The organism is Mesorhizobium sp. 113-3-9 (assembly GCF_016756515.1).
Taxonomy (GTDB): domain Bacteria; phylum Pseudomonadota; class Alphaproteobacteria; order Rhizobiales; family Rhizobiaceae; genus Mesorhizobium.
On sequence record NZ_AP023246.1, the window covers coordinates 2,251,793 to 2,266,777 of the forward strand.

The following is a 14,985-nucleotide window of genomic DNA, read 5'->3' on the forward strand; positions in this document are numbered from 1 at the left end:
AGTTTGACCTCCGGGGCAAGGTTGCCATGGCTGCCTCAAGAGGTTAACGGGTGCGGCGAGAACCGCACCATCTGGACAGCAGGAACTGGACTATGGGCAAGGTAACAGGCTTTCTCGAAATCGACCGGCAGGTGCACAAGTACCAGCCGGCCTCCGACCGCATCCGGCATTTCCGCGAATTCACGCTGCCGATGTCGGACAAGGAGGTCGAGAAACAGGCCGCGCGCTGCATGGATTGCGGCATTCCGTTCTGCCACGGGCCGACAGGCTGCCCCATCCATAACCAGATCCCGGACTGGAACGACCTCGTCTACAACCGGGACTGGGACAACGCGATCCGCAACCTGCATTCGACCAACAATTTCCCGGAATTCACCGGCCGCATCTGTCCCGCGCCCTGCGAGGAAGCCTGCACGCTGAACCTTGAGGACATTCCGGTCGCCATCAAGACGGTGGAACAGGCTATCGCCGACAAGGCCTATGAGACTGGCCATATCAGGCCCTATCCGCCGGAGAAGAAGACCGGCAAGCGGGTTGCCATCATCGGCTCCGGCCCGGCCGGCATGGCGGCTGCGCAGCAGCTCGGCCGCGCCGGCCATGACGTCCATGTCTACGAGCGCGAAAGCCGCCCGGGCGGGCTGATGCGCTACGGCATTCCCGACTTCAAGATCGAGAAGCACTATATCGACCGGCGCATCGAACAGATGCAGGGCGAGGGCGTGACCTTCCATTGCGGCGTCAATGTCGGCGTCGACAAGCCTGTCGCCGAACTGCTCGCCGAACATGATGCCGTGCTCTATTGCGGCGGCTCGGAAACGCCGCGCGCGGCCAATATTCCGGGAGACGATCTCGGCGGCGTGCATGACGCCATGCCTTATCTGGTGCAGCAGAACCGCCGCGTCGGCGGCGAGCCGATCCAGTCGGTGGCCTGGCCGTCGCATCCGATCATCGCCGGCGGACAGCATGTCGTCGTCGTCGGTGGCGGCGATACGGCGTCCGACTGCGTCGGCACCGCCTTCCGCCAGGGCGCGGTGCGGGTCACCCAGCTCGACATCCGCCCGCAGCCGCCGGAGAAGGAAGACAAGCTCGCGGTCTGGCCCTATTGGGCGACCAAGATGCGCACCTCGTCCTCGCAGGCCGAGGGTGCGGAGCGCGAGTTCCAGGTGGCGACACTCGAATTCATCGGCGAAGACGGCCAGTTGACCGGCGTCAAATGCTGCGAGGTCGACGAGAAGCGCAAGCCGATCGCAGGCACCGAATTCGTCATCCGCGCCGATCTCGCCTTCATCGCCATCGGTTTTGCCGGCCCGGCGATGGCCGGCGTGGCGAAGGAGCTGGAGGGTGAGATGAAAATCACCACCGACAGCCGCCGCTCCCGGAATGTCGAGGCCAATGACCGCGACTACCGGACCAGCGTCGACCGGCTCTATGCGGCGGGCGATGTCCGCCGTGGCCAGTCCCTTGTCGTCTGGGCGATCCGCGAGGGCCGCCAGGCGGCGCGCTCGATCGACGAGGCGCTCATGGGGTCGACCGTATTGCCGCGCTGAGATCGTTTGGAAACTCTACTCCTGCGGCCATCTGAGGGCGTTTTCTGTGCTTCCGGTGCTCACGTACTTAAATGTACGCTCCGCTCCGGTTCTCGAAAACACCATCATATGACTCGCAGGAGCGAGTTTCGAAACGGTCTCGGAGGCTCCGCTACTAAGGGGTGATCGCCGTCGTCGTGTCGGCCGCGGCGGCCGTCGCCGGCGGCTCGGCCTTGGGCGGCCAGGAAAAATCGTCGGCGCGTCCAGGCGACGCCTCGGAAGCCTTGCCCTCGATCACCAGTCGTTCCCCGGGAAGAGCCGGATTGGCTTTTGCCGGGGGCGCGGCGCCGAGCAGTTCGGTGCCGCCGTCGAGTGCTGGGTCGCTGAGCAGCATGGGTGCGGTGCGGTCGATTACGATGGGTGCCGCGGCCGGCGCCGGAGCCTCGACGGGCGCACCCGCCGGTGCCGTCGCCGGGGCTATGCTGCCGGGCGCGGCCAGGCCCAGGATCTTCATCAGCGGCTTTTCGGTGTAGAAGGCGAGCTTGCGCTTGCCGGCCTTGGAGACGTTGATGCCGTCATCGGCGCGCAGCCGAACAGGCTGGCCGTTCATGTCGGGGCCGGTGGTGACGAAGGCGCCGTTCTCATCGACGAACCCGTCCCAGACATCGACGAATTCGCCGCCATGGCTTTCAGCGGCCTGGTGATAGATGTCGTTGAAGGCCAACATGTCGGAGGTCATCTTCGGCACCCGGAAGGCCGGCATGCCGACCCACAGGAAGGGCACCTTGGCGGTGGCGATAGCCTTGCCGAGTGCATCGGTCCGGCGCTCATATTCCTTGGTCCAGTTCTCGGACCGGGGTTGCTCGCGCACGTCCCCCACCTTCATCTGCTGGCGATCGTTGGAGCCCAGCATGACGACCACCGCGGCCGGCTTCTCGGTCTCGATCAGCGATTTGATCTGTTCGGGCCAGTTGTAGAAGTCATCGCGCACGAAGCCAGACGAGCCATTGCTGCGCACGACGATCCTGACGCCGGGATTGTCGGCGAAGGCGGTGTCCAGGCCTTCGGCAAGGCCGGACGCCATGAAGTCGCCGACCACCAGCACGGTGCGGGCGTCCGGCGCCTTTTCGACCACTGGGGTTTCAGGCTCCGCCGGCGGGCGCGGGGCCCGCGGTTTCTTGGGCTTGGGTTTTGGTTTTGCCTTTTCGATATCGAGCGGTGGCTCGACGCGCTCGCTGCGGCGCGGGAAAAGCAGATCGCGCAACGACCAGCCACGGTTTTGCTGCGGCTGTTCCTGTGCCATGGCCGGCGCATGGAAGGCAGCGGCGGCGCCGACCGCCAGCAGGACGATCGCCAGAAAAAGGATCGGCGTGCGACGAACAAGGATCGCGATACGCGCGGCCGAAACCAATCACTCCTCCATCCCCTTGCGCCCGATCCCGCAAACCGGAGCCGGTTTTGCGGCCGGGCGCAAGTTCAAAGTGCCATGGCGCCGGATGCGTGCGCCAAAAATGCGCGCGGCGGCGTCGCTGGCTCTATTTTTGCCTGAGCCATTTGAGCACTTCCATGCTCGGATAGCCGTCCTGGGTCAAGCCGACCTTTGCCTGATAGGCCATGATGGCGGTTTTCGACCCGTCGCCGATCTTGCCGTCGAACTTGCCGTCGTAAAGCCCGTGCTGCGAAAGCCGCTTCTGCAACTCCTGCCTTTCCTCGAAGGAGAGCTTGGTGAAGGGCCGCTTCCAGTCCTGGACAAGGCCGTTGCCACCGGCGATCTCGTCGGCGAGAAGACCAACGGCAAGGGCATATTTGTCGGCGTTGTTGTAGGCCTTGATGACCGAGAAATTCCTGATCATCAGGAAAGCCGGGCCGCCACGGCCGTCCGGCACCTTCAGCGTCGCCTTGTCGGTGAGGTTCTTGAACGGCTTGCCGCTGGCCCTGACGACGCCGAGCGCTTGCCATTGCGCCAGCGTCTTCGAGCCGCCCGGCAGTTTGCCGGCCGGTATGGCGACTTCGTAGCCCCAGGTCTTGCCGGCCTGCCAGCCATTCTTCTTCAACAGATTGGCTGACGTCGCCAGCGCATCGGGGATGGAATTCCAGATGTCGCGCTTGCCGTTGCCGTCCATGTCGACGGCATAATGCTGGTAGCTGGTGGGGATGAACTGGGTCTGGCCCATGGCGCCAGCCCAGGAGCCCATCAGGTGGCTTTCGTCGATGTCGCCGGTCTGTAGGATCTTCAGGGCCGCGACCAACTGGGTGCGGGCATATTTGGACCGCTTCGGGTCGCCATACCCCAAAGTCGCCAGCGAACGAATGACGTTGCGCATGATGTCGTCGCGCTTGAGTATCTCGCCATAGTTCGATTCCATCGACCAGATGGCGAGCAGGATGTAACGGTCGACGCCGAACCTCGCCTCGATCCTGTCCAGCCACGGCTTCCACTTTTTCGCCATCTGCTGTCCGACGGCGACGGACTGGTCGTGGACGCGGTTGTCGAAATAATCCCAGGCGGGCGCGGTGAATTCGGGCTGGGTGCGCGCCTTTTCCAGCACCACCGGATCGGGCTCCTTGATGTCCCGGAAAGCCTGGTCGTAGACCGCGCCGGAAACGCCGCCCGCGACAGCAGTGGCGCGGAAGCCGGCGACCCATTGCCGGAAACCGGCGTCAGCGAAAGCCGGACCGGTGGGCATCAGCAGGGCGAGCGAGAGGCTGGCTGCCGTCATGACGCTGGTCAAACGTTTTGCGGCATTGCGAACGGACATGTTTTCCTCCTTCTCTGTCTCAGGAAAGACCATTCATCGCCGAACCGGGTTAGGAATTAGTTTACCATAGGCGTCGCCTGGAACGAAAAGACACCTCGATGCTTTAACCGGTGGAAGTTTCCCTCACCCGCTCCAGTAATCTTCAATTCCGGCGTGAAAATGTCGCCAGGCGGGGATTGCGGAGCCGGCCTGCAAACGGATAATTGAAAGCATGAAGAGAGTTCGCAAGGCAGTTTTCCCGGTCGCCGGTCTCGGCACGCGGTTCCTCCCGGCCACCAAGGCCGTTCCCAAGGAGATGCTGACCGTCGTCGACCGGCCAGTCATCCAATATGTGGTGGATGAGGCGCGGGAAGCGGGCATCGAGCATTTCATCTTCGTGACCGGCCGCAACAAGGCGGTCATCGAGGACCATTTCGATATCCAGTTCGAGCTCTATGACACACTGGCGCAGCGCGGCAAGGACGAGCAACTGGCCCGCCTGCAGCGGCTGCAGCCGGCGCCGGGGCAGACCAGCTTCACCCGCCAGCAGGTGCCGATGGGGCTCGGCCATGCCGTCTGGTGCGCGCGCGAGCTGGTCGGCGACGAGCCGTTCGCGCTTTTGTTGCCCGACATGATCATGCAGTCGGAAAAGAGCTGCATGAAGTCGATGGTCGAACTCTACGAGGAAACCGGCAACAACATCATCGCCGTGCAGGAATGCGACCCGGCGGAGGCCCACAAATACGGCATCGTCGGCCGTGGCGAGGATACGCATCACGGCTTCCGCATCACCGAGATGGTGGAGAAGCCGAAAACCGGCACAGCACCCTCCAACCTTTACATCAACGGCCGCTACATCCTGCAGCCCGAGATCTTCAAGATCCTGGAAGGCCAGGAAAAGGGCGCCGGCAACGAGATCCAGCTCACCGACGCGATGCTGAAGCTGGAGAAGCAGCAGGCCTTCTACGGTTACCACTATCAGGGCCGCACCTTCGACTGCGGTTCGCCGGAAGGTTTTGTCGAGGCCAATGTCGCCTTCGCGCTGTGGCGCAGCGACATGAACGAGAACATGGCCGGTGTCATCCGCACGCTGCTCGACGAGATGAAGCCGTCGGAGCGGCGTGGGGCCGCGTTTTAGGGTACGCCGATATTCAGGTGAGGCCGGCCTGCGAATGGCGGCGTTCTGCGCTTCCGGTGCTCACGTACGAAAAGTACGCTCCGCTCCGGTTCTCGAACACCACCATTCTCGGCTCGGCCTGACCTGAATCTCGACATACCCTTGGCGCGAATGCGTTCAGCGCTGCACTTTGAGGCCAAGGTAGATGCTGTTGGCGGTGTAGTCGCGGCCGGGCAGGTTGCTGGTCAGCTTCTCCGTTCTCACCCGGCTGGTGAGACCGGCATAGCGGTTCAGCCACCAGGTCAGTCCGGCCTCGGCGCTCAATATCCTGTCATGGCCATCGATGCCGATATAGTCTCGCCAGTCGAGCCCCAGAGCCGCATTTGCGGTGAGGTTGGCACGGATCAGCCGTTCCCCCGTCAGGCGGCCGGAATAGAGGATATCGCCGCTTTCGCCCGCGGTGGTCGTGGTTTCGACGGTGGTCTTGCCGGTCAGGCCGATCGTGGTTCCGCGCTGCGGCGACCATTTGAGGTCGGCGTTGACGGTGGCGCCCGAAATCGCTTCCAGGCTCTTGTCATCGATCGCTTCCCTCAGCCAGCCGGCGGAGAATTCACCCGACAGCTTCTCACCCATGTCGAGTTGCAGGCCGGCGCGCGCGCCGAGCCGCGTCGAGGAGCGCTCGAAGCCTTCATTGTCGATGCGCTGATCGTAGACCCGGCGGCCGACCTCGATCTCGGTGAACGGGGTGAGGGCCGGAGAGATTTCGTAGCCGGTGCGCAAGGTCGCCGTATAGAGCGTGTTGTCCTGATCCTTCTGCGACAGCGAGGTGCCGTCCGAAAGCTCCGCGTCGCCATAGAAGTCGTGCGAGACCGCGCCGGTCAACGTGTACTGCATCTTGCCGGCGGCCTTTTCGACACCGAGGCTGCCGTCGATCGTCTGGCGCAGCGGCTGGGTACTGACGCCGGCAATGGCGTTGGGCGATGACGCCGTTTCCGGCACGGCTTCGTAGCCGAGCTTGGCGATGGCGCGCAGTTCATTGTCGAGATCGACATTGAGCTGGCCTTCAATGCGACCCTGCGCGTCGTGGACCGGGTAGCCCGACACGGTCTCGCGGAACAGGCCATAGCCGTCGATGGTGGCGGAGTTCTCGCGCCAGTCGGAGATGGCGGAAAAGCGCAATGCCGTTTCCGACAGCAGTGCCGATGTGCCGGCACTGCTCGAATCACCGTTCGTGGTCGCGGTCAGACCCTGTTCGATCGACGGCCGGATGACGAAGGATCCCCATTTGACGCCGGTGGCGGCGAATGGATCGTCCTCGGCTTTCTTGTTCTGGCCTTCGATGGCGGCGGTGCGCTCGGCACCGGGGTCGAGTTTCTGCCTGTCGGCGCTGTCCACGGTCAGGGCGCGGCGGTTGGCCGTTTCCTGATCGGTCGCGGCGTTGTCGGCATCGTCTGTCGCGGCGGCGTTAGTGTCCCTGGTCGCGGCTGTCGTGTTCTTTTTCTTTTTCGATTTGCCGGTCGTTGTGGCGTCCGTCCTGGTCTGGTCCTGATCCGCGGCAGTCTGCCTGGCGGTCGATGGACGACGGCGAGGCTTGGATGGCGTCGGAGTGTCGGTCGAGGGGTCGTCGGTCGCCTGCGGTGGATCGAAAATGCTGCCGGTGGCGGCGTTCGTGTCGGTGTCGTCGGGGACAGCGCCGGCGCTGGCCGGCAAATAGGTGCGTGGCGGCGTATCGTCCTGCGCGGCCGGCGCCTGCTGGCCCTGGGCGGCAAGGGCGAGTTGCCTTGCCTTGCGTTGCTGGTCGGACAGGATCGCCGATTCCGAAACCTCGCCGCGCAGCTCCGTTTCCTGGGCATGAAGCAGGCCCGGACGCGTCAGCGCAAAGATGCTGGTCGCCAGCAACAAGGCGCATACCGCCTTGCCCTGTCGTCCTCTTGATTTTTCTGGCTGGGCCCCGGACATCGCCACCACTGCTTGCGCGGCGCTATGCGCGCCATACTTACCGAACCGTAAATGGTGATGGTTAACGGAGGGTTGAGGCGGTTGCCGTTCGGCCGGTTAAAGCGGGGATCGCGCGGCGCGCGGGAGGTCCCGCCCGGGGGCATCAGTGCCATTTCCGTTGGACAGGCGGACGGCAAAGCGCTAATCGCATCATCCATGCATGCGAGACCTCTCGATAAGAAGCCCCTGGACCGGCAAGCGTCGATTGATTCGGCCCTGAGAACGGTGGCGACCGAGCAGGCGGGGATCGCCGCCCTTGCCGAAGCGCTCGAGAATGGACTGGCCGCGCCTTTCGCGCAGGCTGTCGACATGATCTCGAACATCGAAGGCCGGCTGATCGTCACCGGCGTCGGCAAAAGCGGTCATATCGGCTCGAAGATCGCGGCCACGCTGGCCTCGACCGGCACACCGGCCTTCTTCGTCCATCCCGTCGAGGCCAACCATGGCGATCTCGGCATGATCGCCAGGGACGACGCCATCATCGCCATCTCCTGGTCGGGCGAGAGCAAGGAGATGATGGGCATCGTCGCCTATTCCAGGCGCTTCTCCATTCCGCTCATCGCCGTCACATCTGGAGAGACATCGGCGCTGGCGCGCGCCGCCGACGTCGTGCTGCTTTTGCCGCGCACCCCGGAGGCCTGCCCGCACGGCTTGGCGCCGACGACGTCGACGCTGCTGCAACTGGTCGTCGGCGACGCGCTGGCGATCGCGCTGCTCGAGGCGCGCGGCTTCACGCCGGACCATTTCCGCACCTTCCATCCCGGCGGCCAGCTCGGCGCCAACCTGACCATGGTCTCCGAGATCATGCGGGTCGGCGACCAGATACCGCTGGCCGCGCTCGGCACCAAGATGCCGGAAGCGGTGATGACGCTGTCGCAGAAGAAGGTCGGCTGCGTCCTGATCGTCGACACCAATGGCGAATTGGCCGGGATCATCACCGACGGCGACGTGGCGCGCAACCTGCACCGCAACCTGGCCGACGTCATCGTCGACGAGGTGATGACCCGCACCCCGAAGACCGTTGACCCGCAGACGCTTGCGGGCACCGCGATCGCGCTGCTCAACGAGCACAATATCGGCGCGCTGGTGGTGACCAAAAACAACATGCCGCTCGGCGTGGTGCATTTCCACGACCTCCTGCGCATCGGCGCCGCCTAAGATGTGCTGATATTCAGGTGAGGCCGGTCTGCAAATGGCTGATACCTGCGCTTCCGGTGCTCACGTACGAAAAGTACGCTCCGCTCCGGTTCTCGGTATCAGCCATTTTCGACTCGGCCTGACCTGAATCTCAACACATCTTGTGCGTCGGCGCCCGGCCTGAAAGTTTCAAAATTCAGACACGCTCCACCGTCAGTTCCAGGTCGGTATCGGCTGCCCCGGTGACACGCACCTGCGTGCCGGCCGGCAGGTCGGGGCCGGAGACACGCCATAGCGTGTCGCCAAGCTTGATGCGGCCACGGCCGTCCCGGATCGGTTCGGCAAGCGTTGCCATCCTGCCGACCAGTTGGGCGCCGCGCCGATTGAGCAGCGGCTGGTCCGTCGGGTCGTGGCGCCGGCTGACCCATCGCTTGCCGACATAGGCCGAGAGCAGCGACAGCGCCAGGAAGGCGAGGACCTGAACCTGCCAGGTCCAGATCGCCGCATCCCAGATCAGCAGCGATATTGCGGCGATGATCAGGGCAGCAATGCCGATCCAGAGCATGAAGATGCCCGGCGCGATGATTTCCATGACCAGCAGGACGAAGCCCAGAACCATCCAGGTCCAGGGTCCGAGTTCGGAGATGACGCGATCGAACATAAGAGGGACCTCCTATGGACTCAGTTTTCGTTCGGCCGCACGACGGGCGGGCGGGCGGCCTGGCGCTGGGCGCCGGTCGTGCCTTCGCTGCGGAAGACTTCCTTGGCGATCTCGCCAATGCCGCCAAGCGTGCCGATCAGCGACGAGGCTTCCAGCGGCATCAGCACCACCTTGCTGTTGGTGGCCGAACCGATCCTGGTCAGGGCCTCGGTGTATTTCTGGGCGACGAAATAGTTCAGCGCCTGCACGTCGCCCTTGGAAATGGCTTCGGACACCACCTGGGTGGCGCGGGCTTCGGCCTCGGCCGAACGTTCGCGCGCCTCGGCGTCGCGGAAAGCGGCTTCCTTGCGGCCTTCGGCCTCCAGGATCTGCGACTGCTTGAGGCCCTCGGCGGCGAGGATCTGCGCACGCTTGTTACGCTCGGCGGTCATCTGGCGGCCCATCGATTCGATGAGGTTTGCCGGCGGGTTGATGTCCTTGATCTCGACGCGTGTGATCTTGATGCCCCACGGATGCGCCGCCTCGTCGACAACGCGCAGCAGGCGCTCGTTGATGGCATCGCGGTTCGACAGGAGCTCATCGAGGTCCATCGAACCCATGACGGTACGGATATTGGTCATCGTCAGGTTGAGGATGGCGTTCTGCAGGCCGGCAACCTGATAGGCGGCCTGTGCCGCATTGAGGATCTGGTAGAAGGCGATGCCGTCGACACCGACGATGGCGTTGTCGCGGGTGATGATCTCCTGGCTCGGAACGTCGAGCACCTGCTCCATCATGTTCATCTTGGCGCCAATGCGGTCGACGAACGGCGTGATGATGTTGAGGCCGGGGCTCAGTGTCTTGGTATAACGACCAAAGCGTTCGACGGTATAGTTATAGCCTTGCGGAATTGTCTTGATGCCTTTGAACAGCACCAGCACGACAAGCGCGACAAGAACAATGATCGCAATATCGAAACCACTGAAATCCATTTGGCTCTCCCTCAGAAGCGGGCCGCGAGAGCCATTCCCGCGCAGCCGACTTCACCAAAGACTTAAGTGTGTTTCAGGTGCGTTACAATCAGGTGATGAGGGATTGTTTGCAGATTTACAATCAACGGTTGAAAGCGAACAGCTCTGCATCCGTGTCGGTCATCCCTTTGATCGAAGCGGAAACAATTTCGGAAGCGATGCGCGAGAAAGTGATGCCATTGCCGCCATAACCCATGACGGCATGGATGCGAGGATGCCTGGGGATGGCTCCGATATAGGGCAGGCCGGTGGTGGTTGTGCCGAAGGAGCCGGTCCAGGCGAATTCGGGCCTGACATCGAGTTGCGGAAATACAAGGCCAAGCTTTTCGGCGATGCGTGCGGCCTTGTCGGCGATCAGTTCATCGCGCCGCGTCTCGTCGACAAAATCCTCGTCCTCGCCGCCGCAGATGACGCGACCGTCGGCGGTCGCCCTGACGTAGAGGTAGGGGTCCGACGCTTCCCAGATGAATGCCGCGCCCGGCCAGAGCTTTCCCGGTTGCGGGCGGGTTGCGATCGCCCAGGTCGAGATGATCTGGTGTGCGGCCGCCGGCACGATGTCGACCAGTTCATAGCCAGTGGCCAGAACAACCTGCCGTGCGGTGATGGTCGGGCCGTCCTTTGTGGCCACGACCACCTCGCCGGTACTGTCCTTGATCGCCGTCGCTTCGACGGGAGCGTAAAACCGTGCCTTTCGCTCCAGCGCCTTGAGCAACAGCCCGGCCGTCAGCTTGCGCGGGTCGAGCGCGATATTGCCATGGCTGAGGATGGCGCCATCGCGGTCGATGCCGAATGTCTCCGCCAGAGGCCGCGGTGTCAGATAGGACGCGGCAATGCCCGCTTGCCGCCGCGCTTCGGCTTCATCGCGAAGTTCCGAGGGGCCGAGCATCGTGCCAGCCAGATAGAGCGACTGGGTGCGGCGCAGGCGACAGTCGATTGCGAGATCCTCGATACGGCCAGCCAGGTTGGAAACCGCGAGCCGCGAGCGCCGCCAGGCCTGCTCGGCGCGGGCCCTGCCGATCATCTTCGAGAGCATTGAAAGCGGCTGGTCGATTTCGAACTGGACGAGCGCGGTGGTCGCTGCGGTCGAACCCTTGAGCGGCCCACGCCGGTCGATGCAGATCACGGAGTGACCATCCGCCGTCAGCGCCTCTGCCATCATGGCGCCGCTGATGCCCATGCCGATGATCAGGACGTCGGTCTTGACGTCCCGGGTCAGCGCCGACGTCGGCACGGCCGGCGCCCGGTAGGCGGACCAGACGGTCCGGCCAGTTCTGAGGTCGAGTTTGCGGGGCATCGAATTCTCCGGAAGGTGCGGCTCAACGCCCCGGAGTGGCTGTTGTTCCGATGTCAGAGCGGCTCACCGCTTCACGGAAACGGCGAGCCGCTCTAACTCTTTGTTTGACGAAATTCCGGACGGAAAACCGTTTCACACTTTTCCTGGAATTTCTTCTAGACCCAGCCGGACAGTTCGCGCCGCACCATCGCCTCGATCACCGCCATCCCCTCGGCGCTGTCGTTGAGGCAAGGGATGTGGGCGAAGTTCTTGCCGCCGGCGTGATGAAACGTCTCGGCCGCCTCGCGGCCGATCTCGTCCAGCGTCTCGATGCAGTCGACGGAAAAGCCGGGATTGACGATGGCGATCGATTTCACGCCGTCCTTGCCGAGTTTCTCCACAGTCTTGTCGGTGTAAGGCTGCAGCCATTCCTGGGCGCCGAAACGCGACTGGAAGGTGGTGATGAGCTTGCTCTCGCTCCAGCCGAGCTTTTCGCGCAGCAGCCGCGTCGTTTCCAGGCAATGCGCCTGGTAGGGGTCGCCCTTGTCGGAATAGGGTTTCGGGATGCCGTGATACGAGGTGATCACCACCTCCGGCTCGAAATCGAGGCTCGCCAGATGCCGCTTGATCGAGTGGGCCAGCGCTTCGATGTAGACGGGCTCGGCATAATAGGGCGGAACGCTGCGGATGGCCGGTGCCGCCCGCATCTTCATCAGCGCGCGAAACAGCTGGTCATTGGCCGTGGCCGTCGTGGTGGCGGAGTACTGGGGGTAGAGCGGAAACGAAACTATGCGGTCGCAACCCTGGGCAACCAGCCTTTGGGCAACGCTTGCCGTCGAAGGGTTGCCGTAGCGCATCGCCCAGTCGACGACGACATTGGGCAGGTCGCGCAACGTCTCGGCCAGCTTTTCGCCCTGGGCACGCGTGTAGGTGCGCAGCGGCGACTCGTTCTTCTCCTGGTTCCAGATCCTGGCGTAATTGGCCCCCGACTTCTTCGGCCGCGTGGTGAGCACGAGCCCATAGAGGATCGGATACCAGATCGCCTTGTTGAGCTCGATGACGCGCGGATCGGACAGGAATTCCCTGAGATAACGCCACATCGGCTTGAACTCGGTGCCGTCGGGCGTGCCGAGATTGACCAGCATGACGCCGACCTTGCCGGCCTCGGCCGGTTGGGATCCGGTAGGCTGCGGACCGGAGGCCTTCACGGCTTTGGGGTCGACAGGAGTGGAAAGCGTCATAATTGGTCTCCGAACACGGCGCGAAACTAGCGATGCCACGCCGGTTTTCAATGCAGCGTCTGGCCGCACCTTACCTGAAAACGCAAAACCCGCCCGGTTTCCCGGACGGGTTTTGCGTCGAAGAACCCTGAAGCGGTGTTATTTCGGCGGGATGGTCAGCGTCGCGCCGAGGGTAAGCCGGTGCGGCCTTTGACCCTTGTTGGCGTCATAGATGAGTTTCCACTTGGTGGCGTCGCCATAGGCCTTCTTTGCCAGATCCCAGTAGGTATCGCCGGTAACGATGACATGGCTGCCTGTTGCCGGTGCGGCTTCAGCCGGTTCAGCAGGCTTTGCGGGTTCCGCTGGGACGGGTGCCGCCGGCGCAGGAGCAGCTTCGGCCGGTTTTGCCGGTTCGGCTGGTGCAGGGGCTGGAGCAGCGGGTGCCGGCGGGGGAGGCGCTGCCTCTGTCGCGATTGCCGGTGGCGTGTTGGCGATGTCGCCCGAGTTGGCAGGCAGTTCGGGCATCGCGGGTGCAACCTCGGCGGGCTTTGCCGGTTTCGCGGCCTCGGCCGGCGCCGTCTCCGCCGGCTTTGCGGGTTCGGCTGGCTTGGTCGGCTCGGCGGCGGGTGCCGCCGCGACAGTCGCGGCGATCTCGGTGATGCGGCCGTCGAGCTTGGGTGTGTAAGGCCGGTGGGCACCGAGGTAATCGGCAACGACCTGTTCGAGGCCGGGGCCGTAATCGTAGGCGTTCTTGGCCTTGTCGGCGAAGACCTTGTAGCCGTCGCCGCCCTGGCGCACGTAATTGTTGGTGGCGACGAGATAGTCCTTGTCGGGATTGATCGGCGCCCAGGCGCCGTTCTCCATGACCTCGACGGATTTGACGCGGCCCGCATTGGGCGCGACCGACTTGTCGAAGGAATATTTGAGGCCCGCCACCTGCGGGAAGCGGCCGGCGCCGTCCTCGATCTGGCTAAGACCGCCTTCGAGGCCGGCGACCAGGTCCTTGCCGGAAATCTGGAAGGTGGCCAGCGTGTTCTGGAACGGCAGCACGGTCAGCACCTCACCCATGGTGACGGTGCCCTTGTCGATCGAGGCGCGCAGGCCGCCGCCATTGGAGATGACGATCTCGACGCCCTGTCCCTTGACGCGGTCGAGTATGGCGTCGGAGACGAGGTTGCCCATCGCGCATTCCTTGGCGCGGCAATTCTCGCGGCTGCCGTCGATGACGTCGGTGGTCTCGGCCACTTCCTTGTTCTTCAGGGCTTCGATCGGGGCGCCGAGTTCCTTGATGCGGGCGAGCACGGCGGGATCGGGCGTGATCGACTTGTCGAGATAGATGGGGTCGCCGCTCGCCGACTTGACGACGCCATTGTCGTCGAACACCACCTTGAACTCGCCGAGATATTTCGAATAGGACGCCGCCTGCACCACAGGCACCTTGTAGCCGTCCGGGTTGTCGACCATCGTCGGGTAGGGGCCTAGCGCCTTCGGATCGGTGTTGGACAAAAGCGTATGGCTGTGGCCGCCGACAACCACGTCGATGCCCGGGATCTTGGCGATGACATCGCGCTCCCTGTTGTAGCCGATATGGGTCACCGCGATTATCTTGTTGACGCCTTGCGCCTTCAGCTTCTCGACTTCCGCCGTGATCGACTTGACGTCGTCCGCGATGGCGATGTTCGGGCCGGGGGAAGCGAGCTCGGGCGTGTCGTTGGTGACGGCACCGACAATGCCGATCTTCTGTCCGCCGACCTCGACGACGATCGACGGCTTGATCTTGCCCGCCGCGCCGGACTTGTCGTTGGGCACGACATTGGCACTGACGATCGGGAACTTCGCCTTGTCCAGGTAAGGCACCAGCGCGCTCTCGCCGTCGTCGAATTCGTGGTTGCCGAGCGTCACAGCGTCGGGTTTCAACTGATTGAGGAATTCCTCTTCGACGGCGCCCTTGTAGGTGGTGTAGAACAGCGATCCCTGGAAACTGTCGCCCGCATTGAGCAGCAGCACGTTCTGCCCTTCGAGCTTCTTGCGTTCCTGGGCGATCGCCGTGATCAACCGGCCGGCGCCGCCGATGCACTCGCCCTTGGTCTCCTCGTCGGCCGAACAGGTCGACTCGTATTTGTTGTTGCCTTCGATGCGGCTGTGCCAGTCATTGAAATGCAGAATGTTCAATGTGTAGTCGGCAAAAGATGCGCCGGCCGACAGGCCAAGCGCCGATGCGGACAGGGCCAGAATGGCGGCAATCTTCGTCATCTTCGTCTCCCGGTAGGCTGATCAGAAGCGTTTAACGCCCTTGCTTGACTGG

General features: G+C 63.6%; 11 protein-coding genes. 3 read left to right on the forward strand and 8 right to left on the reverse strand.

Going from position 1 to position 14,985, the window contains the following annotated elements; translation table 11 throughout:
- Positions 1-92: 92 nt before the first annotated feature.
- Positions 93-1,547, forward strand: coding sequence for a glutamate synthase subunit beta (locus MesoLj_RS10860; RefSeq protein WP_202325983.1), 1,455 nt, complete (start codon positions 93-95; stop codon positions 1,545-1,547).
- Between the two features lie 154 nt (positions 1,548-1,701).
- Here MesoLj_RS10860 and MesoLj_RS10865 read toward each other — a convergent pair whose 3' ends face one another.
- Complete coding sequence (locus tag MesoLj_RS10865; RefSeq protein ID WP_202325984.1) at positions 1,702-2,937, reverse strand: SGNH/GDSL hydrolase family protein; 1,236 nt, start codon at positions 2,935-2,937, stop codon at positions 1,702-1,704.
- A 124-nt stretch (positions 2,938-3,061) separates the two neighbouring features.
- The gene (locus MesoLj_RS10870; protein ID WP_140771846.1) at positions 3,062-4,285 is read right to left on the reverse strand and encodes a lytic murein transglycosylase; all 1,224 of its coding nucleotides are present in this window, start codon (positions 4,283-4,285) and stop codon (positions 3,062-3,064) included.
- A gap of 211 nt (positions 4,286-4,496) precedes the next feature.
- Here MesoLj_RS10870 and galU point away from each other — a divergent pair, with 211 nt between their 5' ends.
- Entirely contained in the window at positions 4,497-5,402 is a 906-nt protein-coding gene (gene galU, locus MesoLj_RS10875) for a UTP--glucose-1-phosphate uridylyltransferase GalU (protein WP_027030893.1), read from the forward strand.
- A gap of 156 nt (positions 5,403-5,558) precedes the next feature.
- On the opposite strand, the gene MesoLj_RS10880 is transcribed toward galU, so the two are convergent.
- On the reverse strand, positions 5,559-7,340 hold the full coding sequence (locus MesoLj_RS10880; protein ID WP_202325985.1) for an outer membrane beta-barrel protein: 1,782 nt from the start codon (positions 7,338-7,340) through the stop codon (positions 5,559-5,561).
- Between the two features lie 195 nt (positions 7,341-7,535).
- Between MesoLj_RS10880 and MesoLj_RS10885 the strand changes: the two genes are divergently transcribed.
- Positions 7,536-8,537, forward strand: coding sequence for a KpsF/GutQ family sugar-phosphate isomerase (locus MesoLj_RS10885; RefSeq protein WP_140771842.1), 1,002 nt, complete (start codon positions 7,536-7,538; stop codon positions 8,535-8,537).
- Positions 8,538-8,712: 175 nt separating this feature from the next.
- Here MesoLj_RS10885 and MesoLj_RS10890 read toward each other — a convergent pair whose 3' ends face one another.
- The 5 genes from MesoLj_RS10890 to MesoLj_RS10910 form a co-directional block, all read right to left on the reverse strand.
- A complete protein-coding gene (locus MesoLj_RS10890) occupies positions 8,713-9,177 on the reverse strand; it encodes an NfeD family protein (protein WP_056577499.1) in 465 nt (154 codons plus the stop codon).
- 20 nt (positions 9,178-9,197) lie between these two features.
- Positions 9,198-10,148: an SPFH domain-containing protein gene (locus tag MesoLj_RS10895; RefSeq protein WP_140771840.1), complete on the reverse strand. Its 951-nt coding sequence runs from the start codon at positions 10,146-10,148 to the stop codon at positions 9,198-9,200.
- A gap of 121 nt (positions 10,149-10,269) precedes the next feature.
- Complete coding sequence (locus MesoLj_RS10900) at positions 10,270-11,481, reverse strand: NAD(P)/FAD-dependent oxidoreductase (protein ID WP_202325986.1); 1,212 nt, start codon at positions 11,479-11,481, stop codon at positions 10,270-10,272.
- A 155-nt stretch (positions 11,482-11,636) separates the two neighbouring features.
- Positions 11,637-12,701, reverse strand: a complete 1,065-nt coding sequence (gene hemH / locus MesoLj_RS10905) for a ferrochelatase (RefSeq protein WP_202325987.1) — start codon at positions 12,699-12,701, stop codon at positions 11,637-11,639.
- Between the two features lie 138 nt (positions 12,702-12,839).
- Positions 12,840-14,933, reverse strand: coding sequence for a bifunctional metallophosphatase/5'-nucleotidase (locus tag MesoLj_RS10910; protein ID WP_202325988.1), 2,094 nt, complete (start codon positions 14,931-14,933; stop codon positions 12,840-12,842).
- Between the last annotated feature and the right edge of the window lie 52 nt (positions 14,934-14,985).